Genomic DNA, 23,412 nt, shown 5'->3' with positions numbered 1-23,412 from the left:
TTAATTAACCGTGTGGCAAGGCATTGGGATGTCGAGCGGCTGGCAAAATTTAATACAAATATGAGCAAGCGCTTGGTAAGGTGCAATTAAATTACCTTGCTTATAACTGGCATCAAACAAAGCAACATCACTGTTTATGTGTTCAAGTGTATGCATGTTTAAACGATTTATTGCGTTTTGAACTGGGCCTTGCTGATTTTTCCAAATTGCATTTTGTTTAAATAAATTAGCAATAGGCTCGCCATTTAATAAACCAAGTTGCACATTTATAAGTGTAGTAAGTTCTTTGGTTATAGCCCACAAAATGCTCACCACTTCGGTGTTATCACTGGCCAGTTTGTTTAATACTTTAATAGCTTGTTTAGCGTGGCCATTTAATAGGGCGTCGCTTAAATCAAAAATATCGAACTTGGCCTGATTTAATAGCCCTTGCATGACTAACTGCTGATTAATAAGCGCATTGCCGTGTAATAACGAGAGTTTTTCGAGTTCTTGAAAACACGCTAATAAATTACCTTCGGTGGCATTTATTAAACTAAGTTTGGCATCGTTTTGCATGTTAAGCGATAAGCGTTGGCACTGCTCGTCAAGCCATCGTTTTACATGTGAGCCAGTTAGTGGGTAGCAAGGGACAAATACACCAAGCTTATCGAGAGCTTTAAACCACGCACCGCGCTGTACTTCTTGACTAGCTTTAGCGCCTTTAATAATTAAAATAGTATCGGGATTGACCAGTTCAATAACTTTTTTAAATGTGTTACTGCCAACAATACCAGGTTTTTGTTGGTTTAAATCAAGCTCAATAATAGTACGTGCGCTAAACAGTGACATGCTTTGGTACTGAGCTATAATTTCTTGCCAATCAAATCCTTGCATTAAAGTAAATTTAATTACCTCATCAAAGCCTTGCGCTTTAGCCGTGTCGCGAATTTGCCGTACACACTGCGCTTCTTGAAAAGGTTCCTCCCCAAATACTAAATAAAAGGGCTTTAGCCCTTTATTTAATTCGCTCGGTAGTTGATTTGCGTAGCAGCGCATTAGAGTTGCGACAGCTCTCTAACAATACGACGACTAGCTTGCTCACGAATTTCGCTAATGAGTAGCTCAAGCTCTTTTGCTTTAGCTAACGCATGATCTGGATCGTCTTGATAATTACGATAAAGCTCGAAGCGTTTTTCTATTGCGTTTTCGCCTGGGCGTTTAACAATATACGATACACCATAAGCAAGTTCGTATTCAGCAACTTGACCATTTTTAAATAACGAAAGTGTTTGACGTTCAACTGTTTCTTGACGTAAATACAATTGAGCTTTGCCTGAAGCTGACGGTATTAGCTCTACATTACTGGCTTTTAGCTCGTTTTTAAGGCTTTCGAACAAGGCCGACTTTTCATCATCGCCTACTAGTGTTAGCTGTTTTAAGTTATCAGGCAGGCTAGAGGCTTTCTTAAAATGAAAGCCACAGCTCGATAACAAAAAACAGACTAGCACTAAGGCTAGTCCATTTTTAATGGCGTTAAATGCCGCCATGTTAGTTAGCTACCACGTTAAGTAGTTTACCCGGCACATAAATGATTTTACGAATAGTTGCGCCATCAGTAAATTTAGTGACGTTAGATTCAGCAAACGCAAGGGCTTCTACTTGCTCTTGTGTAGCATCTGCTGCAACTGTTAACTTAGCGCGAAGCTTACCGTTTACTTGGACAATAATTAACTTTTCGTCTTCAACAAGTGCCGACTCATCAACTTTTGGCCATGGCGCATCTAAAATTTCGCCTTCTTTGCCAAGCTCTTTCCAAAGCTCATGCGATAAATGCGGCGTTATAGGTGCAAGCATAATCACAAGCGCTTCAAGCGCTTCGTTTGCAATCGCCACATCTTGTGCATCTGTAAGCGGTGCTTTCAATAATTTATTAGAAAGCTCCATAATAGCTGCAATAGCGGTGTTAAAGGTTTGACGGCGTTCAACATCGTCAGTCACTTTAGCAATCGCTTTATGTAAATCGCGACGAAGTACTTTTTGCGGATTAGTGAGTGCTGATTTATCAAGTGCTTGGTAACCCACAGTTTTAACGTCTACCGCGTATTTCCATACACGTTTTAAGAAACGATGCGCGCCTTCAACACCCGAGTCTGACCATTCAAGCGTTTGCTCTGGTGGTGCTGTAAACATCATGAATAAACGCACTGTATCTGCACCGTACTGGGCAATTACATGTTGTGGGTCTATACCGTTATTTTTAGATTTAGACATTTTGCTCATGCCAGATGAGAATACCGGCTCGCCATCTTCTTTATGCCATGCTTTAGTTACGCGGCCTTTGTCGTCGGTTTCGGTATTTACATCACTTGGCGAAATCCAAATATCGCCGCCTTTTTCATCTTTACGATAAAATGTTTCAGCAAGTACCATACCTTGACAAAGTAAGCGGTCAAACGGCTCATCAGAATTAACTAAACCAAAGTCACGTAATAATTTATGGAAAAAGCGCGAGTACAATAAATGTAAAATAGCGTGCTCAATACCACCAATGTATTGATTTACTGGCAACCAGTAGTTAGCAGCAGCTGGGTCTAGCATACCTTCGTCGTAGCGTGGGCTACAGTAGCGGGCGTAGTACCAAGACGATTCCATAAAGGTGTCAAACGTATCAGTTTCGTGAAACGCAGGTGCGCCATTGACTATTGTTTTAGCCCACTCTGGGTCTGCTTTAAGTGGTGAAGTTACACCGTTCATTACCACGTCTTCTGGTAAGCGAACGGGGAGCATATCTTCTGTTGCAGCAAGCTCTTTGCCTTCTTCGTCGCTAAGCATTGGGATTGGAGAGCCCCAATAACGTTGGCGGCTAACACCCCAGTCACGTAGACGGAAGTTTACTTTACGCTCACCAACACCGAGTGCTTCTAATTTATCGGCAATCGCTTTAAAACCAGCGTCAAAATCAAGGCCGTTAAATTCACCTGAATTTACAAGTACGCCTTTATCGGTAAATGCTGATTCTTTTAGGTTTACTTCAAGGTCTGAACCTTCAACCGGTGCAATGACTTGTTTTATGTCAAGACCATAAGCAGTTGCAAACTCAAAATCGCGTTGATCGTGTGCAGGTACTGCCATTACAGCGCCTGAGCCATAATGCATTAATACAAAGTTAGCGACCCAAATTGGTACTTGCTCGCCCGTTAATGGGTGAGTGGCGTAAAAGCCTGTTGCGATGCCTTTTTTCTCCATTGTTGCCATATCTGCTTCGGCAACTTTGGTGTTTTTGCATTCTTCAACAAACATTGCAATAGCATCGCTATTTTTAGCGGCTTCTTGTGCAATAGGGTGACCACCGGCAACAGCAACATAGGTAACACCCATAAAGGTATCTGGACGAGTTGTGTATACGCTAAATGTTTCGTCGTTATCGGTGCGCTTAAATTCAATGTCACACCCTTCAGAGCGGCCAATCCAGTTGCGCTGCATTGTTTTAACTTGCTCTGGCCAATCTTCAAGCTTATCTAAATCGTCAAGTAGCTCTTGTGCGTAGTCGGTAATTTTAATAAACCACTGTGGAATTTCTTTTTGCTCAACCACAGCGCCTGAACGCCAACCGCGACCGTCAATAACTTGCTCGTTTGCCAATACTGTCTGATCCACTGGATCCCAGTTAACTGTCGACATTTTTTTGTACACTAGGCCTTTTTCGTAAAGCTTAGTGAAAAACCATTGTTCCCATTTGTAGTATTCTGGGTGGCAGGTTGCAATTTCACGATCCCAGTCATAACCAAAACCTAATTGCTTAAGTTGGTTACGCATGTAGTCAATGTTCTCGTAAGTCCATTTTGCTGGTGCTGTTTTGTTTTTAATAGCAGCGTTTTCTGCAGGTAAACCAAACGCATCCCAACCCATAGGTTGCATTACGTTTTTGCCTTGCAGGCGCTGGAAACGAGAAACAACATCACCAATGGTGTAGTTACGCACATGACCCATATGCAGTCGACCACTCGGATAAGGGAACATAGAAAGGCAGTAATACTTTTCTTTGCTCTCATCTTCAGTGACTTTAAATACCTGGTTTTCTTCCCAGTAGCTTTGTACTTTTGACTCTATATCTTGCGGGTTATATTGCTCTTGCATCTATGGTTCCAGACTTCTTGCAAACTAATAAAAAATTGCCGTTAGGATACCCCAAATAAAACACTATTCACAGCGTCAAAAACATGCTTTTATTAAATTGTAACTTTCAGTGCAGGTTAACCTGCCTTTTTATACTGTAGTTAGCTAAAAACATAAGTTACAGAATGATTTAACAGCAATTTGAAGGAGTAATAAATGACTGATTACAAAACATGGCTTGGCAGTTTTACCCATTGGCTAAAAGAGGTGAAAGAGCATGGTGTAAAAGACGTGATTTCTGGGTTTGTTGGATCTGAGCAAGCACTAAAAGATTTAAGCCAAGAAAGGTATGAGCTTTATAAAAGCTATTTAAAGAACGACATTGAACATCTTGTAGAGCACGAGGCTCATTATAATTCACTTGCATGGCAAGAACTTAAAGAGTCTATTTGGCTTGAACTATCGCACATAGAAGATAAAACACAGCTTGAATGGCAATCGTTAAGTCAAGATTTTAAGCACAATGGTGTATATCACGTAGGCGAATGGATAGCCATAGGCACATTAGTATGTAAGAATTGTAACCATAGCCACGATATTTATCACGCGACGCAAATAACGCCTTGCATAGAATGTGATTCAATAGAGTTTAGCCGCAAGGCTTTGCAACCCTAAATAGTAGTATTGAGTGGCGCTAAGCCACTTAATACATTTAAAAGCCAGTGAATATGCTGGTAAACAAAGAAGTTAGAATGACGAAAAAATTGCTGCCATTACCTGTATCTGCACTCGCACCGAGTATTTCGACTCATCATGTAAACACGTGTATGAGTAATCCATATCCAGAGCCACTTACTTTTATAGGCCAACAACGTGCCCAAAGTGCGCTAGATTTTTCCTTGGGGATGGACCTACCTGGTTATAACGTTTACGTAATGGGCGAGGCGGCTCATGGGCGTTATACACTCGTAAAAGATAAACTCAAACAACATGCAAAAGACAGAGCGACACCTAACGAATGGTTATACGTAAATAATTACGCCGATCACCGAGAGCCCATTGCATTGTTTATGCAAGCAGGGCAAAGCAAACTACTCAGTGACGACATCGACTCATTTTTAGATGAAGTGCTCGATACGTTTCCCGCTGCATTCGATAACCCAGCGTATCAACGCAAGAAAAAATCAATCGATCGCGAATTTAACGACGCTTACGACAGCGCCATCACTGCAGTAGAAATAGCGGCACTTGAGCAAAGTGTTGCACTAGTCGAAGAAAAAAGCTCAGTAGGGTTTGCACCACTTGTTGACGGTAAACAATTAAGCGACAGTGAATTTGGCGAACTTGAAGAAACATTACGCGAAGAGTTTTTTGAAAAAATAGAAAAGCTAGAAGACGCACTAATAGAAGCGTTAATAGAATTGCCGCGTTGGAAGCGTGAATCAAAAGAAAAACTTCGTAATCTTAAAAAGTCGACTGCAGAGCAAGCCACTAAACCACTTTTAAAAGATTTAGAACATAAGTACGCCACACACATTGGCGTACTGCGTTATTTAAAAGATATACGCGTTGAAATTATCGATGCTGTACTTGAATGGCTAGATGACGAAGATGAAAGTGAAGAAAGCAAAGAAGACTTTGACCGCAAAGGCATGCTGACCGACTTTTTTGCACCCAATATTTTAGTTGAGTTTAAAGAAGACGATGCAGCGCCAGTGGTGTATGAGCCAAACCCAACCTTTGGTAACATATTTGGTAAAATTGAATACGCGACATCACAAGGCACGTTAATTACGAGTTACCGGTCAATTCAGCCAGGTGCATTGCATCGTGCTAATGGCGGTTACTTAATAATGGACGCCGAAAAAATAATGGCAAACCCGCAAGTGTGGGATGGTTTGAAATTGTGTTTAAAAACGCATCAGATAAAAAATGATTTACCGTATCAAGATAGTACAGTCGGGACGAGTTTTACACTTCGCCCGCAGCTCATTCCGCTTGATGTGAAAATTATTTTATTAGGCTCTCGCGAGTTGTACTACACCATAGGTGAATACGACGAAGAATTTGCTGAACTATTTAGAGTATTAGCCGACTTTGACTACTACCTGCCAAGCAGCGATAAATTACAGTACCAGTTTATTACCAAAGTTACAGAGTATTGCGAGCAAACTTTAAAATGCACCACTACGCAAGCGGCGATGGTGAGGTTACTTAAATTTAGCTATCGACAAGCAGAGCATCACAATAAATTATCTGCTCGTTTTGCTGATGTTCTAGAGCTTGTTGCAGAGGCGAGTTACTACGCCAAGCAAGATAATCAAACATTAGTTGATGCGCACCATATTGATGAAGCTATTGAAGGCAAGCAATACCGTACCGGTCAAATTAGCGAAAATATGCTAAGTGATATAAAAGAAGGTCACACGCTTATTGCAACCGACGGCCAAGCTATTGGTAAAGTAAATGGCTTAACGGTACTGCACATTGGTGACACTTCATTTGGTACCCCTGCGCGTATTACAGCAACCGTTTATGCCGGCGCTGATGGGGTCATTGATGTAGAACGTGAAGCCGAGCTTGGCAAAGCAATTCACTCAAAAGGGGTGATGTTGCTTACTGGTTATTTAGGCAATAAATACGCCCAGCACTTTAGCTTAACGCTTAGTGCAAACATTGCTATTGAGCAAAGCTATGGTTACATAGATGGCGATAGTGCATCTTTAGCTGAGCTTTGTGCACTTATATCATCCATCACTAGTTTGCCTATTAGCCAGTCTATCGCGCTTACAGGTTCTATTAACCAACACGGTGATGTACAAGCCATTGGTGGCGTAAACGAAAAGATAGAAGGCTTTTTTAAACTGTGCAAAATGCGTGGTTTAACTGGTTCGCAAGGCGTTATCATTCCTAAATCAAACCAAGTTAACTTAGTGCTAGATGATGAAATACTCAACGCAGTAGAAAGTGGTAAATTTAATATTTACGCGGTAGAAACTGTTGATCAAGCGCTTAACTTACTAATGGATATAGAAGCAGGCGATATTATTGATGACCAGTATCCAGAAAACTCAGTAAACGGTATTGCGCTTGCTCGCCTAAAAGAGATTGCCGACATAGTAAACGGCGATGATGAAAAAGACGAAGAGCTAGATAATGAAAAGCTAGGCAACGAAAAAGGTTAATGATGATCAATATAATTTTGGCGGTGGTAATCGCTATTTTTTGTTTTTTAATATTTCAAAATAGTAAAAAAGTAAAACAACAAGCAGGCATAAATGCACAAATAGGCGCTGACTATTTAGCGGCTAACGCAAAAGTAGAAGGGGTAGTTGAAACCGCTTCTGGCTTGCAATACAAAGTAGTGCACAAAGGTGAAGGCGTAAATAAACCAACGTCAACAAGCATGGTTAACGTGCATTATCATGGCACATTAATCGATGGCACTGTGTTTGACAGTTCAGTAGAGCGTAAAACACCGATTAGTTTTGGGTTGCACCAAGTGATTAAAGGGTGGACAGAAGGCTTACAGCTAATGAGCCCTGGCGATAAATATACTTTTTATGTACCGCACCAATTAGCATACGGCGAAAAACGTGTGGGGAGTATTCCTCCTGCCTCAGTACTTATTTTTGAAGTAGAGTTACTGGCAATTGAGTCGTAACTTGATTTGAAGTAATTAATTGCTAAAGCCCTACTTTAATAAAGTGGGGCTTTTTGCTTTTAGTTCACGTTAAAATTTACTCAAGGATTTTAATACGAGGTCGATAGTTATAATACCAATTGCATTAAATTAGTGATCTATTATAGCGCTAATAAAATAGCTCAGTAACAAGGCAAAAATTACGACATATAGTTATTCTATATGAATGATTTTTAACGCAGTAAGTGAGCTATTTAATACGATAGAATGATTACGTTTTTAATAAAATTGGTATAAATGTGACAAAGCTATTTTAGGGATAAAATAATGAAAATTTCACCCGCACCCATTCAACATCAAGCATACAACTACAGCAACCAGCCTTTAATACAATTAGAACAGCAACGTGCTGAAGACACGTCTGAAGAAGTCCCTGAAGAAGAACCTGAGTATGTTTTATCAGAATTTTTAGACGCTAAGGTGCAAAAGTACAGTGAAGATAATGCAACATTTAGTGATCAGTATAAAAATCTAGAAAAAGCATATAAGTACTTCACGCAGCAGGTTGTTGCATTACAGGAGCAAATTAACAAGCTTAAACAGAGCCCGCTACAACGTAGCTTAATCATAGATAGTAGCGCATATGAACAAGATAAAGACGATGCCCGTTTGACTATAGATACCGAGCATATGGGTTCTAAAAAATATAAAAACGAGCAACAACAGCAGCAAATAAATATGTTAGAGCTGCAACTAGGTGAGTTAAAAACACAGCAAGCTGCACTAAAGCAACAAATGGTTGAGCTGATAATTAACGAAATGAGAAGGCGAGGCGATGACTATACTATTTAGTCTCTTATAATATGCTGGTGGACTAGGGCCTAAACTGAATTTTACTCACTTCAAGTTTAAATTTACCTTCTTGCTTACCCGCAATCATAAAGCCAAGCTGCTTTATATCGTTAAAATCAATAGTAGGTTGTTGATCTAGCACTCTTCCGCGAAAGGTTAGCGTAAAATCGCTCGGGATAAAATTAATATTTACCCACTCGTTTTTTACCGTTTTAAATGAGTGTGTGTACGCTGCACCATCAAGATAATCTGTGGTCCTGAGTCTGAGCTGATAAGTTTGCCCATCACCTTTAACACGCAGCGTTATACCTTTAGTATTTTGACTTTGTGTGTCAATTTCGGTACGTATTGATGCAAAACCGCCATTATTAGCAAGCGAAACATTGCCTGTAAACAGCAAGCTATCTTGTGTTTTTGTTACTTGGCTATTAGATACGCCGCCCATTACAGAGTCGTTAATAACATACCATTGTTGATTTGCATTGGCCTCGCTTGTCGCTAAGACTAAGTTAAATACAAACAGTGACGAAAGCTGTTTAGTGGTCATGGTCGATCCTAATGAATTAACACTTTATTGATACGACTAAAAATATTAATAGTTCACAATGCTGAAAATTAAAAACTAGTATTGATATGCGCGAAATAACTTACTTTTATTTGATTAAGTCAATTTTGTTCAATACCAGCCTCTATTTAATGTAGATACTCACCATCAGTTTGAATTAATTAGAAAGTGAACCATGACTTTATCTTTAATTATGTCAATGTCGTTATTTGCATTAGCTGCGTCTTTATCGCCAGGGCCAGTTAATTTAGTTTCATTGAGCAGCGCACGGTATGGGCTAAGAAATGGCTTAATATTTATAACCGGTGCAACACTTGGGTTTATTTTTTTGTTTTTAGTTATTGGATGGGGTTTAAACTATCTTCTTGATAAATTGCAATGGATCACTGAAGTATTGCAATGGGCTGGTATTACTTTTTTACTTTATTTAAGTTATCAATTATTTGTAGATAATGGTGAATTAAACTCAGACAGTAATAAAAGTTCACCTACCTTTATTACTGGGGTAATCATGCAATGGCTAAACCCAAAAGCATGGTTAGCATCACTATCGGGAATTGCGACTTACATCCCTAATGCAGAGCTATTTGAAGTGTTTACGTTTGCCAGTGTGTATTTACCAATTTGCTGGTTGTCGCTGAGCGTGTGGGTATGGATAGGTATAGTGCTAGGGCAGTACTTTCAAAGTCCTGCAAAAATACGTTTTATGAATAAAGCATTGGCAGTGTTACTTGCCGGGAGTTGCTTTTTTATTATAAGTTAATGTGTTTTTATTCTAAATACAGCGTCGATATTGTGCTGGTGTTGCAGCAACCCGCTGTTTAAATACACGTTGAAAATGAGCTTGATCACTAAATCCTGCATTTAGAGCCACCGTTGAAATGGCATCGCCTTGCTTAAGCGCTTGTTGACTTAGTTGTATACGCAGATTTATCCGATAAGCATGTGGACTCATATTGAAGTGGCGTTTAAATGTACGTATCAAGTAGCTAGTATTAAAGCCAAATTTTTTGCTAATAACCTTAATTGGTTCGTCATCCTGACAATAAAGGGCGAGGTAGTTTGCAACTTTATACAGCCTATTAGGAGGTAGGCACGTATTTTCTTTAATATCAGTGCTATCGATGTATTCAAATAACGTAATCAAATACTGGCTAAGTAAAGACTCTTTTTCTAAAGAAGACAGCTTATTCGACATAAGGTTTCGGCAAACTAAAACAAACTGCTGGTAAAATACAGGGGTTGTTAATGTATCAGGTTGGCTATTACACCAGTGGTTACTTGCCCTTATATTAAACTTAACAAGCAATTGAGCTAACCAACTTTTATCTACATGCATCATATAATAAGCCCAGGGCGAGTTTTGGTTGGGGTTGCATGCGTGTACAGCATCGGGGTTCATTAGCACTAAAGTGCCTTTATCTATTTGGTAAAGTTTGTCTTCACAAATAAATTCACTTTGGCCCTCTAAAATAGCACCAATTGACCACTGAGCATGAGAATGGGCGGCGTAAGTTACTTTTCGACCATCCAAAACTTGCCTTAGTTCTACATAAGGTAGGGCGTTATCTCGCCAAAAAAGAGGGTATGTTGAAGGAATCATAATGAATCTTTTAATGAAGACTTACCGCCAGTATAGCAAAGTTGTAGTATGAAATTCACGCTATATAAAACACCTTTCCATAACTATTAAAAGTATGCTTAATTGCACGCAACTTGTTATGATAACTATTCTTATTAATGGTTAAGATAATAATATGCATGATCTAACTCGTGGCTCCATACCGAAGCATTTAATCAAAATGGCTATTCCTATGATGATAGGAATGATAATTCAAACATTGTATTTTTTAGTTGATTTATATTTTGTAGGTAATTTAGGTGGAAATGCTTTAGCAGGACTCAGCTTAGCGGGTAATGCAATGTTTTTAATTTTTGCACTCACGCAAATTCTTAATGTGGGAACAACCGCGTTGATTTCTCATGCAGCGGGTCGAAAAGATGGCAAAGATGCAAATGCAGTGTTTAATCAAAGTATGATGCTGGCTAGCTTAATGGCCTTGGTTGTCATGTTTTTAGGTTATTTAGGGTCTGATACATACTTAACTAGCATTTCAACAGACCTTGCAACAATTGAAGCGGGACAACGTTATTTGCATTGGTTTTTGCCGGGTATGGCATTGCAGTTTCCTTTAGTTGCAGTTAGTGCTGCGTTAAGAGGAGCCGGTATTGTTAAGCCAACTATGTTGATTCAAACCTTGTCTATTATCGTCAATATTATTTTATCTCCTATTTTAATTATAGGTTGGGGAACTGACTTTCCAATGGGTATAGCCGGAGCTGGGTTGGCAAGTACTATTTCGGTAGTTGTTGCGGTAGTAATGCTATGCGTATACTTTGTTAAGGCTGAAAAGTTCGTTACCTTTAAAGTCAGTTTATGGCGCGTAGATAGCGCTATTATAAAGCGCTTATTAGGGATTGGATTACCCGCAGGAGGTGAATTCTTTTTAATGTTTGCATATATGGGGTTAATTTATTGGTTAATTCAACATTTTGGACCTGAAGCCCAAGCTGGCTTTGGTTTAGGTTCTCGCATAATGCAGTCATTGTTTTTACCTGCAATGGCAATTGCGTTTGCTGCACCAGCCGTCGCGGGTCAAAATTTTGGTGCAAAGCAATTTGACCGTGTCCGAGAAACCTTTTTTTGGTCAGCCCTAATGACATGTAGTTTAATGGCAGTGTTAAGCGTAGTTTGCTTTTTTATTCCAGAATTACTAGTGCAAGGGTTCTCTGATGATCAAAATGTTATTTTAGTTGCAGCTACATTTTTACAAATTATTTGTATTAACTTTATTCCTACGGGCATAGTGTTTACGTGTTCGGGGCTATTTCAGTCTCTCGGTAACACACTCCCTTCACTTTATAGTACTACACTGCGGATTATTTTATTTGTTTTACCAGCTCTTTTATTAAGCCAAATGGATGGCTTTAATTTAACGCAATTGTGGTATTTATCGGCAAGCACAGTTGTTGTTCAGGCAGTTATTAGTTTTATGTTATTACGCAGAGAGTTTAGGTATCGCTTACCTAAAAGTGAGCCTATTGATGAGCGCTTAGTAATTTTAAAGTAAATAAATTTATGTAATATAAAAAAGGAGCTGTATGAAATCATAAAGCTCCTTTTTAGTTTATTTATTTACTTTATTGAAGCTATAAATTCTTCATCAGCGTATAGATTCGTAAGCAATTTTTGAACTAATTCTACATAACTTCGCTGCCCGTTTGGTATTGCAATTGCTCCGAGAAAAGAAGAGTCGAAAGTGTGTTCGGCAGATATTACCTTATCAAGTAAAGTAATATCGCCATCTGATACAGTAAATTTAACTTTTATAAACGCACTGCCTTCAGAGAAACCTGTTACATCAATGTCTTGCTCAATTACTTTTCCCGAGACTTGCTTTGTTGCAACGCCAGACCATAGTTTTGCTAGTTTTAATTCTTGTATCAAAGCGCTCTCAATATATTCACCATAGCTGTTGCCTACTGATGAAACAAGAGGTGAGCCTCGAAGCGATATCTTATTTAATTTTTTTTCAGATTCAATTTTAAGGATGAAAGAAATTCGAGCATTAATATATGTTCAATAGGTACATTTATAAATGATGTTAACCTAAAGTTTGTAATTTGAGGCTTATATTTCCTTTTATCCCATTGGCCGAGACGATACTTTTAGTAAATTGGGGTAAAGTTAATGTTGAGCAAAAAATAAAAAACGCGTAAGTTAACCGGGTTACCTATTTTAATAACAAGAAAATAAATGAAAGCCAAAGAGATAGAACAATTAGAATTATCAAATTCTGAAACCAGAGAAGTGATTACCCCCTACGCCTTTAAAATTGACAGTGCTTTACTGGGCTTGCCTTTAGCTACGCCAATTCGGCGTGCACTAGCGATTATTATTGATGTTGCACTGATATTTTTAGCAGCCAAACTCAGCGCGGCTTTAATAGCATTTGTTGCTGCAATGGCTTTTTATAAAGGCACTGCGCAGCAATACCTTCCAAAAATGTCATCGTTTTGGCGCAGAGCCCTAAAAGTTTTTGCAGCAGGTTTTTTATTTGTAAGCGCACTTACTGTACTTTCAATTGGCATAGATTACCTAGAAGACGATAACGCAGATCAAAGTTTGGCTGTTCAGGGCGTAAAAATACAAGATGAAATTGAGCTTACTCCCGCAGAAAAACAACGCGTAAATGCTTATTTAACGCAAACAGCCGATGAAAGCTGTGAGCAACCTTGCCAACAAAACGCACTTGATAATTTAGTAGGGGAAGTTCCCAAATTAGCAGAAATGGACGACCTACAAAACCCACAACTTGCTACTGTATTTTTACAACTATTAGTGCTCAGTGAAAATAACGAAATAAAGGCTGCACAGTTAATAGAAGAAAAACCAGCACAAACAACCACAAACAGTATTTTGCAGTGGGGCAAAGGCATTATTGAAGATTTAGGACTAGGCTTTGGCTGGGCTGCAGTTTACTTTACGTTGTTCTCCTTACTTTGGCGAGGCCAAACACCGGGTAAAAAAGCATGCAATATCCGTGTTGTTGCTTTAAATGGTGAGCCATTAGGGTTGCTCGATTGCTTTGGCCGTTACGGCGGCTACGGCGCAGGTTTTGCTACGGGGTTATTGGGGTTCCTGCAGATATACTGGGATCCAAACAGACAAGCCATTCAAGATAAAATATCAGCAACAGTGGTTATTAAAGGTAACTTGAATCAAGTTGTAAATGTTGAAACCGTTGTAGATACAGTGAAAGAGTAACAAAAACTGACGAAATTATAAAAAAGCATAGCTAAAAATAAAAAAAGGTCTAAAATTAGAGCTTAATTTAGTTCTTTTTAGGTGTTTTATGAGACAGGTTTTAGCTGATTGTTCGGCAAGTATTTCAGAACTTAAAAAAAATCCAACCGCGCTTTTGAATGAAGCAGATGGTGCTGCAATAGCCATATTAAATCATAATAAGCCCGCAGCTTACTTAGTGCCTGCACCAATGTATGAGCTACTAATGGAACAACTGGATGATTATGAACTAACGAAAGTTGTTCAGAGCCGCAGAGGCGATTTATCTCAAGCGGTTGAAGTTAGTATAGATGACTTATAAGTTAAAGTTTTTACCAGCAGCCTTAAAGGAGTGGGAAAAACTTGCGTCACCACTTAAAAGCCAGTTTAAAAAGAAACTTACTGAGCGATTAGATAATCCCCATGTGCCAGCCTCTAAACTACGCGGCTTTGATAATGTTTATAAAATAAAATTGTGTACGGCAGGATATCGCCTAGCTTACGAAGTTATTGATGACGAAGTTGTGGTTTATGTACTGGCAATTGGTAAACGCGATAAAGATGCAATATATAAAAAGTTAGCGCCACGAACTAAGGAGTAGCTTAGCAATAAAAGCAGTGTTTTGCTTGTTCAAAGAAGGCCAGACGCTTCTTCTTCGTTTGTTATTAATACAAGGATATGTATGAAAGTCTTATCAATAATATTTTTATATTTATTTTTTACAGTAAATGTGAATGCCTCAGAGCCTATTATTTTAGCTAAAACCCACCAGCTTAAGTCTATTATTTTAGATGAGCAACGCAGCTTTAGTGTTTATTTACCACCAAGCTATAATGAAAATTCTAATAAAGTATACCCAGTTATTTACTTGCTCGATGGTGACCAAGCACATCTAAAAGCTGTCGCCGGGCTAGTAGAGGCACTTAGCACACAACGGCTAGAGCAGCAAATACAACAAGCAATTATAGTCGCCATTCCTAATAGTAAAAATGCGATAAGAGAACGTGACTTTACCCCAACCAATGTTGATTGGACATTTAACGGTAAACTTCTAGAAAGGTTTGAAAATATCGGCAACGCCGCAAACTACAGCGCCTTTTTTGAAAAAGAACTGATTCCACTCATTAATAAAAATTACCGCACATCAACTAAACGCGTATTAATTGGCGAGTCTTTTGGCGGTTTATTTGCAAGTTATGTACTTTTGACTAATCACACATTATTTACTGATTACTTAATTATTGATGCAACCTACCTGTGGGATAATAACTTCCTAAACCGTTATTTTGATGAGAAGCAACTAATAAATAAGCTGCTTAAAGGCAATGTGTATTTTACCTTTGCAAATAACGGCGAAGCGTTTGGCGAAATTGGTAAAACAAATTACCGATGGGGTTTAGCATTTGTTGAAAAGTTAAAAGCACACTCAAGCGATAATCTAATTATAAATCAACGTTACTTTGAAGATGAAACTCATGGCACAGCCGCCGCACTTAGTTGGTATTATGGGTTGAAAAGCTTATTAAAACGGTAAACTTTAACCTGTAAACTTGGTAAGAGAAAAGGAGTTACTTTGGGTATAGTATTTACGAAATTCAGTGGTAAAAATTAAAAGGGAATTAAATGAATAATAATTTCAATGACATTATAAAAGGCTTTTTTTGGGGAGTAGGGTTTGTAATTGCAACTCTAGGTGGTATTAGTGTGTACGCGCTAACAATAGCCGCTGAAGTGGATAGTGGATTTAAAGAGCTGGTTTCTAATAAAGTATTAGATAGCACGTCTGATTTAAGTAATGATTACAAACTTACTCTCTCTGATATTTTTAAAGAAAATGGGCGTGTAAGAATAACCGCAGAGCTAAAAAATATAACCAACGAAAGCATATATGCTAGTGGAGTTATTGCTTCTACATTTGATGAGAACGGCAAATTTGTTGGTAATTGTTTAGGTAAAAGCGAGGACATATTTATAGAACCAAATAAGAGTAGCTATATTGATATTCACTGCAATCTATTAAGACCGCAGGCGAGCAGAGTACACTCTGCAGAATTAAAGTTTAAGTGGTTTTAACATTTTTAAAAGGATTTTTAGAACGAGTGAAAGTGTAGTTATGGCAAGAAAATTATTTAGTTGGCAGCAAGGGCGACAAGAGTCGGGCTACGATAAAATGTTATTGTGCCGCATACTATTCCCTTTAAAATTTGATGCTTACTTAATTAAATTCCCACAAGGGAGTGAAATAAAGCCGCATACTGATGAAGTTAAAACTGGCAGACATTTTAGGCTCAATATTGTGTTGAAGCATGCCGCAAAAGGTGGTGAGTTTATTTGTGGAAATCCAATTATAAATTACAGCCGAGTTAAACTTTTCAGGCCCGATATTGAGCAGCATCAAGTATTAAAAATAGAACAAGGTACTCGTTATATTTTAAGTATAGGCTGGATTAAAAAGTAAATTGACGTAGGTTGGGAAGAGCGAAGCGAAACCCAACTATAAACTTCAATTTACTTCCTTAACCTAACTCCAAATACACCAATCCCTAATAACACCACAAATCCCCACACAAACATGTTACCGTATTGGCTGTATACGCTGTCGCCTTGTATAAGCTTAATGTTGGCTTTTAATATAATAGCTTCAAACTGAGGCATGGTTTGTTGTGTGTGGCTTATGGGGTCGTATACGGCGCTTACCCCATTGTTGGTAACTCGCACTAGAGGGCGTTGTAGTTCGAGCGCCCGCATGCGGGCTATTTGCATGTGTTGCAAAGGCCCAATAGAGTCGCCAAACCAAGCATCGTTACTGACAGTAAATAGTAGGTCGGAATCGCTTTTGTAATTACCGCGTACTAAGTCGGCAAATACTATTTCGTAGCAAATAGCAGGGAGTAAGTTATAGCCATTGGCGCGCAAGTTGTTTTGCACTTTGTCGCCACGCGTAAAGGACGACATAGGTAAATCGAATAATGGGGCAATAGGGCGCAAAAAGTCTTGAAATGGCACAAATTCGCCAATCGGTAATAATTGGTGTTTTTGATAACGGTTTTTATCGAGGTAGCGGTAATGGCCGTGCTCGTCGCCGCGTTCTTTATTACCAACCACAATAAGCGTATTGAATATGTTTTTGGTGTCTCGCTGGTAGTCAACAATGCCGGTTACAAGGGCGGTTTTATTAAACGAGGCGGCGCTGTCGAGTCCTGCTAGGTAGGAGTCAGCAAGCATTTCTATTTCAGGCACTGCGGCTTCTGGCCAGACTATTAAGTCGGCATCCCAATGTGGACGCGTCATGTCTTGGTATTTGCTCATGGTGGTCCAAAACTCACTTGGCTCAAAGCGCAGGTGTTGTTTTATATTACCTTGCACCAGTAAAGTTGACATGCTTTTACCTGAATATTGCACCGACCCTGTGGTAAGTGCTGCTGTAAAAATAAGGGCAAAGGTAATCGCGGTAACTACAGGGGTTTTAAAATCTTTTTGAGTTGCACGATAAAGCGCAAAACCAATGATAATACACACAAGAGTCAGGCCAAACTCGCCAATATAAGAGGCTAATAGCCTAAGTGGTCCGTCAGTTTGTGTATAGCCAAAACTTAACCACGGGAAACCAGTGAGCAGTGTACTACGTAAATATTCGCTAATCGCAAAACTGGTAATAAGCAGCGCACCAAAACTTTTCGGACCGCTGGCAAAGCGAGACGCTAAATAAAAGGCGAGTGCTGGAAATAACGCTAAGTATGAACACAGAAAGGCCATTAACGACAGTGATGCTATAAGGGGCATGCCGCCAAAGGTAGCAATAGATACATGTACCCAGCTAATGCCCGCGCCAAACCAGCCTAGGCCAAATATAAAACCATATTTAGCAGCGGTTTTTGCGTGTGCTTTACCGGTATTATTGGGATTAACGCAAAAAATTATGGCAGCAAGGCTTAAAAATACAATGGGCCAAATTTCAAAAGGGGCATAGCCAAAAGTTAAAACAAGGCCCGCAATAAATGCGAGCCATGCTTTTTTATCTTTTGCTAGCAGGGTAAGTCTAGTTAGCAGTTTCTTCACTGTCGTTATCATCAGCCTTAGGAACGGTGACTTGCAGTTGCAATATACGGCGATTGTCGGCGTTGGTTACTTTAAATTGGTAACCTTCTATGTCAATTGTTTCACCACGACTTGGCATATGACCAAATGCATGCAGTACAGTGCCACCTATAGTATCGGCTTCATCGGTACTGTAACCTGTTTTAAAATGCTCGTTAAAGTCATCAACAGGCGTAAGTGCTTGTACAACGTGAACATGTTTAGCGAGGCGACGAATATCTTGTTGATCTTCTTCTTCGTCGTGCTCATCTTCTATTTCGCCAACAATTATTTCAAGAATATCTTCAATTGTCACTAAACCCGATACGCCGCCGTACTCATCAATTACAATCGCCATATGGTAGCGTTGCTGACGAAACTCGTTAAGCAGTGTATCAACACGTTTACTTTCAGGCACTACCATAGCTGGACGTAAATAATCACGCAGCGAAGGGAGTAGCTCGTCTTTATTTAAGATCAGTGGTAATAGATCTTTAGCAAGTAAAATCCCTTCTACATGGTCTTTGTCTTCAATCACCACCGGAAAGCGTGAGTGAGTTGAATCGACCATCATTGGAATTAGCTCTTCAAGCGGGCTGTCGATCTCAAGAGTAATCATTTGTGAGCGCGGAACCATAATGTCTCGCACTTTAAGCTTGGAAACACCAAGCACACCTTCTATCATCTCTTTTGTTTCTGGATCGATTACGTCTCGTTCTTGCGCATCGGCAATTACTTCGACCAGCTCTTCTCTATTCTGGGGTTCCCCTTGCAACATTTGGGCTATTCTGCCCAACCACGTTTTGCCAGAAGAACCCTGGCTAGATTGCGAGTTACCGTCGCTCATTGCGTCTAATTGCTCCGTTAATTTAAATATCGTCCCGATATGGGTCTGCTATGTTTAGCTCTGCAAGTAATTGCTTTTCGATGCTTTCCATCTCAAAAGCATCTTTACTCTTTATATGGTCAAATCCAAGTAAATGCAAGCATCCATGAATAACCATATGCGCAAAGTGATCATGAAATGACTTCTCTTGCTCAATTGCTTCAGCTAATACAATGGCTGGGCAAATAATTAAATCACCAACCAAGGGAATATCGATTCCCGGTGGTGCTTCAAATTCGAACGACAATACGTTGGTCGGTTTGTTTTTACCGCGATAGTCGTTATTAAGTTGTTGCGATTGCGCTTCGTCGCTAATAACGATGCTGAGCTCTGACTCGTCACGGTATTGGCTAAGGGCTTTGTCGGCCCACAGTGCAAATTGTGCTTCGCTTGGGAGGTTGTCAAACTCACAGGCTATTTGTAAATCAAGTTCTGTTGTCAAGGCATTACTCTTTTGTAGACAGTTGTTGAGCGGCAAGTGCGTCTTTTGCATTTTGCTTTTCAATGCGCTTTAGTCGCTCGCTTTCGTCGTTACGCTCGTAGGCTTCAACTATGCGCGCTACAACAGGGTGGCGTACTACATCGTGAGCCTTAAAGTAGTTAAAGCTAATTTCGTTTACACCATCAAGCACTTCAATTGCATGGCGAAGGCCTGAACGTGTACCACGAGGTAAATCGACCTGTGTTATATCACCCGTAATAACCGCTTTTGAGTTAAACCCGATACGGGTTAAAAACATTTTCATTTGCTCAGCGGTGGTATTTTGGCTTTCATCTAAAATAATAAAGGCGTCGTTTAAAGTACGTCCGCGCATGTAAGCAAGCGGTGCGACTTCAATAATATTTTTTTCGATGAGCTTTTCTACTTTTTCAAAACCTAGCATTTCAAACAAAGCGTCGTAAAGCGGGCGCAGATATGGGTCTATTTTTTGGCTTAAGTCACCAGGTAAAAAGCCAAGCTTTTCGCCTGCCTCTACAGCGGGGCGCGTTAATAATATGCGGCGAATTTCTTGGCGCTCTAGGGCGTCAACGGCGGCAGCAACAGCAAGGTAGGTTTTACCAGTACCAGCAGGGCCAATACCAAAGGTAATGTCGTGGTTTAAAATATTAGCCACATAAACACCTTGGTTATCGTTACGTGGTTTAATAACACCACGGCGCGTTTTAATCACCATTTCTTTGCCGTAAGCGCTGCTTGATGCATCTTGCTCTAGGGCTTTTGATTCGGTAATAGCTAAATGAACGGCATCGGGTTCTATTTCGCCTAAAACACCACGCACTGGCTGAGTATCAACATAAAGGTTTTTTAAGATTTCTACAGCGCCGGCGCAGTTGTGTAGTTTACCGGTTACTTTAAAAAAGTTGTCACGGTGAATTATTTCAACAGCCAGGTGGCGTTCAATTTGTTTGATGTTTTCGTCAAACGGGCCACATAAAGAAGAAAGGCGTTTGTTATCGGCAGGTTCTAAATAAATCTCTAATGTTTTTAACTGATTACTCAAAATTGCTTCCTATCGTACTGCGCCAGTGTTAACTGGCGCTAATAATTTTGACTAAGGAACGAAAGTAGCTACGCCAATTTCGTTAACAGTGTCTGGTTTTGGCTCTGCAGCTGCAGCTTTAGTTAAAATAGCTGAAGGCGCGATTTCACGTCGTAAGTTCATTTCTGATTCTGTACGAATTAAGTCACCACGTAAAGAGTTAGGTAGTGCTTCGGTAATACGTACGTCAACAAACTGTCCGATCACCGTGTGCGGGCCAACAAAATTTACTACACGGTTGTTTTCGGTACGGCCACGTAATTCCATTGGGTTCTTTTTTGAAGGACCTTCAACAAGTATACGTTGCTCTGTATCGAACATTTGACGGCTAATTTGTTGCGCCATTTGTGTAATACGATTTTGTAATAAGTATAAGCGTTCTTTTTTCTCTTGCTCTGTTACATCATCTGGCAAATCTGCCGCTGGTGTACCTGGGCGTGCACTGTAAATAAAGCTAAAGCTCATATCAAAACCAATGTCGCTAATAAGCTTCATAGTTGCTTCAAAGTCTCCTTTACTTTCGCCTGGGAAACCAATAATGAAATCTGACGACATGCTTAAGTTAGGACGAATTTTACGTAACTTACGAATTGTCGATTTGTATTCAATTGCCGTATGGCCACGTTTCATTAAGTTTAATATACGGTCTGAACCACTTTGTACTGGTAGGTGTAAATGATCTACAAGCTCAGGTACATCGGCGTAAACGTCAATGATGTCTGGCGTAAATTCTACCGGATGCGATGTGGTGTAACGAATGCGGTCAATACCATCAATAGCAGCTATTAAACGAATTAAATCTGAGAAATAACATATTTCGCCATCGTGCGTGTCCCCGCGGTAGGCGTTTACGTTTTGACCTAGCAGGTTTACTTCACGTACGTTTTGCTCAGCAAGCTGTGCAATTTCAAGTAATACGTCATCGACTGGGCGGCTAACTTCTTCGCCGCGAGTATACGGTACAACACAAAAAGTACAGTATTTAGAACAGCCTTCCATTATTGATACAAAGGCAGATGGGCCATCCGCTTTTGGCTCTGGCAGGCGGTCAAACTTTTCAATCTCTGGGAATGAAATATCAACAACCGATGAGCCTTTATCGCCTTGCACTTGTTTAATCATTTCTGGTAAACGGTGTAGCGTTTGCGGGCCAAAAATAACATCTACAAACGGGGCGCGTTGGCGAATAGAGTCACCTTCTTGTGAGGCAACACAACCACCTACACCAATTATTAAGTCTGGCTTGTCGTCTTTTAACAACTTCCAACGGCCTAATTGGTGAAATACTTTTTCTTGTGCTTTTTCACGAATTGAACAGGTGTTGAGTAAGATTACGTCGGCATCTGTTGCATCGTCAGTTAGCTGATAGCCGTTGGTCGCATCTAAAAGTTCAGCCATTTTCTGAGAGTCGTATTCGTTCATCTGACAACCCCAGGTTTTAATATGCAGCTTTTTACTCATTGAAATATAGCCTCGTGTTCAATTCGATAGTGGCACAAAAATGTGCTTAAAACAGGATTAAGGAGCAAGCATGCTCACTTAAAGGACGCGTATTTTAGCTGGATACCCGCCCAGATCCAAGTATAGTTTTCATGTTTGTGATCTCAAATCAATACAGGGCGAGTTTAATCAGCTGTTAGGGATATCCTCTGGTATAAAACAAATTAATTTTGATACAATCAAAACAGACTCAAGTAATAATAAAATGATGAAAAACATGACCAAAAATAATGTGATAGTGGTTGGCGGGGGCATGGTTGGCGCGGCTATGGCGATAAAGTTGGCTCAGCAAGGCTTTGGCGTACGTATAATTGAAAAACACCTAATAGACCCATCGCAAATTCTTAGTAGCGATAAGGTGGATATTAGAGTGTCGGCTATTAATCGTTTTTCAGAAAATTTACTTGATGAATTAGGGGCAATGGCGCTTTTAAGGCAAAACCGCATAGCGCCTTATCAACAATTAGAAGCATTTGAGCGCGGTGGCGACAATTTGTTATTTGATTGCGCCGATATAAATACGACCCATTTAGGCCACTTGATTGAAAATAATTTAATTCAAGCGAGTTTGTGGCAGCAATTTTCACAATATAATATCGAGGTTATAGAGCAAGCAGCACCAATAGCCAAAATAGAGCAAACGGCAGATTTAATTACGCTTATTTATGACAAGCAGAGTTATACAGCCGATTTAGTGATTGCAGCCGATGGCGGGCAGTCGCAACTTCGAAGCAAAGCAAATATAGGTATGACTGGCTGGGAGTATCAGCAGCATTGCATGGGGGTGTTAATTAAACTCGATGCACCGCAACAAATTAAAACATGGCAACAGTTTACGCCAAGTGGGCCGTTAGCCTTTTTACCAATGCAGGCACCATACGCTAATTTAATTTGGTACGACGATGCCAACACACTGCAAGCGTTTAAAGGGCTAAACTCAGCTCAGTTGAAAACCCACATATTGAGTAAATTCCCTGAGCTTGCTGGGGATTTTGAAGTACAAAGCCATGCGATATTTCCGCTTACTCGACAACATGCAAACAATTATTCGCAAGGGCGCTTGGTTTTAGTGGGCGATGCGGCACATACAATTAACCCACTTGCAGGGCAGGGCGTTAATTTAGGTTTTCAGGACGTAGTGGCACTTGCTGAGGCTTTAAATGAAGCAGGAGATATAGGTTGCCCGCTAAAACTTAAAGAATACGAACGAGCTCGCCGTAGGGCTAATTTATTAATGATGAGCATGATGGATGCGTGTTACTTTGGGTTTTCTAATCAAATTACGCCACTTAAATGGGCACGTAGCCAGTTTTTAAAAATGGCTAATAATACCGGACCGATAAAAAATTGGGTTTTAAAATACGCCATTAGTGGTGAAATTGGCTAGGGTCTGTTGATCTTTC

24 protein-coding genes are annotated in these 23,412 nt (G+C 39.8%); 13 read left to right on the top strand and 11 right to left on the bottom strand.

Annotated elements, in window-relative coordinates; translation table 11 throughout:
- Genes holA through leuS form a run of 3 tightly spaced genes read right to left on the bottom strand, consistent with a single transcriptional unit; the run spans position 1 to position 4,119 of the window.
- On the bottom strand, positions 1–1,038 hold the full coding sequence (gene holA / locus CWB66_RS07185; protein WP_138584838.1) for a DNA polymerase III subunit delta: 1,038 nt from the start codon (positions 1,036–1,038) through the stop codon (positions 1–3).
- The gene (locus tag CWB66_RS07180) at positions 1,038–1,529 is read right to left on the bottom strand and encodes an LPS-assembly lipoprotein LptE (RefSeq protein WP_077538430.1); all 492 of its coding nucleotides are present in this window, start codon (positions 1,527–1,529) and stop codon (positions 1,038–1,040) included. The genes holA and CWB66_RS07180 overlap by 1 nt, the downstream gene beginning before the upstream one ends.
- 1 nt (position 1,530) lies before the next feature.
- Positions 1,531–4,119, bottom strand: a complete 2,589-nt coding sequence (gene leuS / locus CWB66_RS07175; RefSeq protein ID WP_138584837.1) for a leucine--tRNA ligase — start codon at positions 4,117–4,119, stop codon at positions 1,531–1,533.
- Between the two features lie 195 nt (positions 4,120–4,314).
- Between leuS and CWB66_RS07170 the strand changes: the two genes are divergently transcribed.
- From CWB66_RS07170 to CWB66_RS07155, 4 genes are all read left to right on the top strand, one after another.
- Entirely contained in the window at positions 4,315–4,773 is a 459-nt protein-coding gene (locus CWB66_RS07170; protein ID WP_138584836.1) for a zinc ribbon-containing protein, read from the top strand.
- A 77-nt stretch (positions 4,774–4,850) separates the two neighbouring features.
- Positions 4,851–7,283 (top strand): Lon protease family protein, encoded by a 2,433-nt coding sequence (locus CWB66_RS07165; protein WP_237070457.1) that lies wholly within the window; start codon positions 4,851–4,853, stop codon positions 7,281–7,283.
- A gap of 2 nt (positions 7,284–7,285) precedes the next feature.
- Positions 7,286–7,762: a BamJ family beta-barrel-assembly machinery protein gene (gene bamJ, locus CWB66_RS07160; protein ID WP_138584844.1), complete on the top strand. Its 477-nt coding sequence runs from the start codon at positions 7,286–7,288 to the stop codon at positions 7,760–7,762.
- A 306-nt stretch (positions 7,763–8,068) separates the two neighbouring features.
- Entirely contained in the window at positions 8,069–8,593 is a 525-nt protein-coding gene (locus tag CWB66_RS07155; RefSeq protein WP_138584835.1) for a hypothetical protein, read from the top strand.
- A 22-nt stretch (positions 8,594–8,615) separates the two neighbouring features.
- Here CWB66_RS07155 and CWB66_RS07150 read toward each other — a convergent pair whose 3' ends face one another.
- Positions 8,616–9,140 carry a CIA30 family protein gene (locus CWB66_RS07150; RefSeq protein ID WP_138584834.1) on the bottom strand — a complete coding sequence of 175 codons (525 nt, stop codon included), beginning with the start codon at positions 9,138–9,140 and terminating at the stop codon, positions 8,616–8,618.
- A 193-nt stretch (positions 9,141–9,333) separates the two neighbouring features.
- On the opposite strand from CWB66_RS07150, the gene CWB66_RS07145 reads away from it, so the two are divergent.
- A complete protein-coding gene (locus tag CWB66_RS07145) occupies positions 9,334–9,921 on the top strand; it encodes a LysE family translocator (RefSeq protein WP_138584833.1) in 588 nt (195 codons plus the stop codon).
- A 12-nt stretch (positions 9,922–9,933) separates the two neighbouring features.
- Here the strand turns inward: CWB66_RS07145 and CWB66_RS07140 are convergent, their stop codons facing one another.
- Positions 9,934–10,761, bottom strand: a complete 828-nt coding sequence (locus tag CWB66_RS07140; protein WP_138584832.1) for an AraC family transcriptional regulator — start codon at positions 10,759–10,761, stop codon at positions 9,934–9,936.
- Positions 10,762–10,915: 154 nt separating this feature from the next.
- Here CWB66_RS07140 and CWB66_RS07135 point away from each other — a divergent pair, with 154 nt between their 5' ends.
- Positions 10,916–12,289, top strand: coding sequence for an MATE family efflux transporter (locus CWB66_RS07135; protein ID WP_252371719.1), 1,374 nt, complete (start codon positions 10,916–10,918; stop codon positions 12,287–12,289).
- A 65-nt stretch (positions 12,290–12,354) separates the two neighbouring features.
- On the opposite strand, the gene CWB66_RS07130 is transcribed toward CWB66_RS07135, so the two are convergent.
- On the bottom strand, positions 12,355–12,666 hold the full coding sequence (locus CWB66_RS07130; protein WP_212747810.1) for a hypothetical protein: 312 nt from the start codon (positions 12,664–12,666) through the stop codon (positions 12,355–12,357).
- Positions 12,667–12,975: 309 nt separating this feature from the next.
- Between CWB66_RS07130 and CWB66_RS07125 the strand changes: the two genes are divergently transcribed.
- The 6 genes from CWB66_RS07125 to CWB66_RS07100 all read left to right on the top strand — a co-directional run bounded on the left by CWB66_RS07125 (position 12,976) and on the right by CWB66_RS07100 (position 16,463).
- Entirely contained in the window at positions 12,976–13,986 is a 1,011-nt protein-coding gene (locus CWB66_RS07125; RefSeq protein WP_138584831.1) for an RDD family protein, read from the top strand.
- 88 nt (positions 13,987–14,074) lie between these two features.
- Positions 14,075–14,326, top strand: a complete 252-nt coding sequence (locus CWB66_RS07120) for a type II toxin-antitoxin system Phd/YefM family antitoxin (RefSeq protein ID WP_138584830.1) — start codon at positions 14,075–14,077, stop codon at positions 14,324–14,326.
- The gene (locus CWB66_RS07115; protein ID WP_138584829.1) at positions 14,316–14,606 is read left to right on the top strand and encodes a type II toxin-antitoxin system RelE family toxin; all 291 of its coding nucleotides are present in this window, start codon (positions 14,316–14,318) and stop codon (positions 14,604–14,606) included. The genes CWB66_RS07120 and CWB66_RS07115 overlap by 11 nt, the downstream gene beginning before the upstream one ends.
- Before the next feature lie 81 nt (positions 14,607–14,687).
- Positions 14,688–15,539, top strand: coding sequence for an alpha/beta hydrolase (locus CWB66_RS07110; RefSeq protein ID WP_138584828.1), 852 nt, complete (start codon positions 14,688–14,690; stop codon positions 15,537–15,539).
- An 89-nt stretch (positions 15,540–15,628) separates the two neighbouring features.
- Positions 15,629–16,078 carry an ATPase gene (locus CWB66_RS07105; protein WP_138584827.1) on the top strand — a complete coding sequence of 150 codons (450 nt, stop codon included), beginning with the start codon at positions 15,629–15,631 and terminating at the stop codon, positions 16,076–16,078.
- Between the two features lie 40 nt (positions 16,079–16,118).
- Entirely contained in the window at positions 16,119–16,463 is a 345-nt protein-coding gene (locus CWB66_RS07100) for a 2OG-Fe(II) oxygenase (RefSeq protein ID WP_138584826.1), read from the top strand.
- A gap of 50 nt (positions 16,464–16,513) precedes the next feature.
- Here the strand turns inward: CWB66_RS07100 and lnt are convergent, their stop codons facing one another.
- From lnt to miaB, 5 genes are read right to left on the bottom strand one after another with little or no spacing between them, the layout of a single operon-like run.
- Positions 16,514–18,064 carry an apolipoprotein N-acyltransferase gene (lnt, locus tag CWB66_RS07095; RefSeq protein WP_138584825.1) on the bottom strand — a complete coding sequence of 517 codons (1,551 nt, stop codon included), beginning with the start codon at positions 18,062–18,064 and terminating at the stop codon, positions 16,514–16,516.
- Entirely contained in the window at positions 18,045–18,929 is an 885-nt protein-coding gene (gene corC, locus CWB66_RS07090; protein ID WP_077538399.1) for a CNNM family magnesium/cobalt transport protein CorC, read from the bottom strand. The genes lnt and corC overlap by 20 nt, the downstream gene beginning before the upstream one ends.
- A 22-nt stretch (positions 18,930–18,951) precedes the next feature.
- Positions 18,952–19,410, bottom strand: coding sequence for an rRNA maturation RNase YbeY (gene ybeY / locus CWB66_RS07085; protein ID WP_138584824.1), 459 nt, complete (start codon positions 19,408–19,410; stop codon positions 18,952–18,954).
- A 4-nt stretch (positions 19,411–19,414) separates the two neighbouring features.
- Positions 19,415–20,470, bottom strand: a complete 1,056-nt coding sequence (locus tag CWB66_RS07080; protein WP_138584823.1) for a PhoH family protein — start codon at positions 20,468–20,470, stop codon at positions 19,415–19,417.
- A gap of 51 nt (positions 20,471–20,521) precedes the next feature.
- On the bottom strand, positions 20,522–21,970 hold the full coding sequence (gene miaB / locus CWB66_RS07075; protein ID WP_138584822.1) for a tRNA (N6-isopentenyl adenosine(37)-C2)-methylthiotransferase MiaB: 1,449 nt from the start codon (positions 21,968–21,970) through the stop codon (positions 20,522–20,524).
- Positions 21,971–22,226: 256 nt separating this feature from the next.
- Between miaB and CWB66_RS07070 the strand changes: the two genes are divergently transcribed.
- Positions 22,227–23,396 (top strand): FAD-dependent monooxygenase, encoded by a 1,170-nt coding sequence (locus tag CWB66_RS07070; RefSeq protein WP_252371718.1) that lies wholly within the window; start codon positions 22,227–22,229, stop codon positions 23,394–23,396.
- Positions 23,397–23,412: the final 16 nt, after the last annotated feature.

The sequence above is a fragment of the Pseudoalteromonas sp. S558 genome, assembly GCF_005886635.1.
In the GTDB taxonomy this organism is placed as follows: domain Bacteria; phylum Pseudomonadota; class Gammaproteobacteria; order Enterobacterales; family Alteromonadaceae; genus Pseudoalteromonas; species Pseudoalteromonas aliena.
The sequence above is the reverse complement of the archived record's forward strand: the minus strand, read 5'-3'. Positions and strand labels throughout refer to the sequence as shown.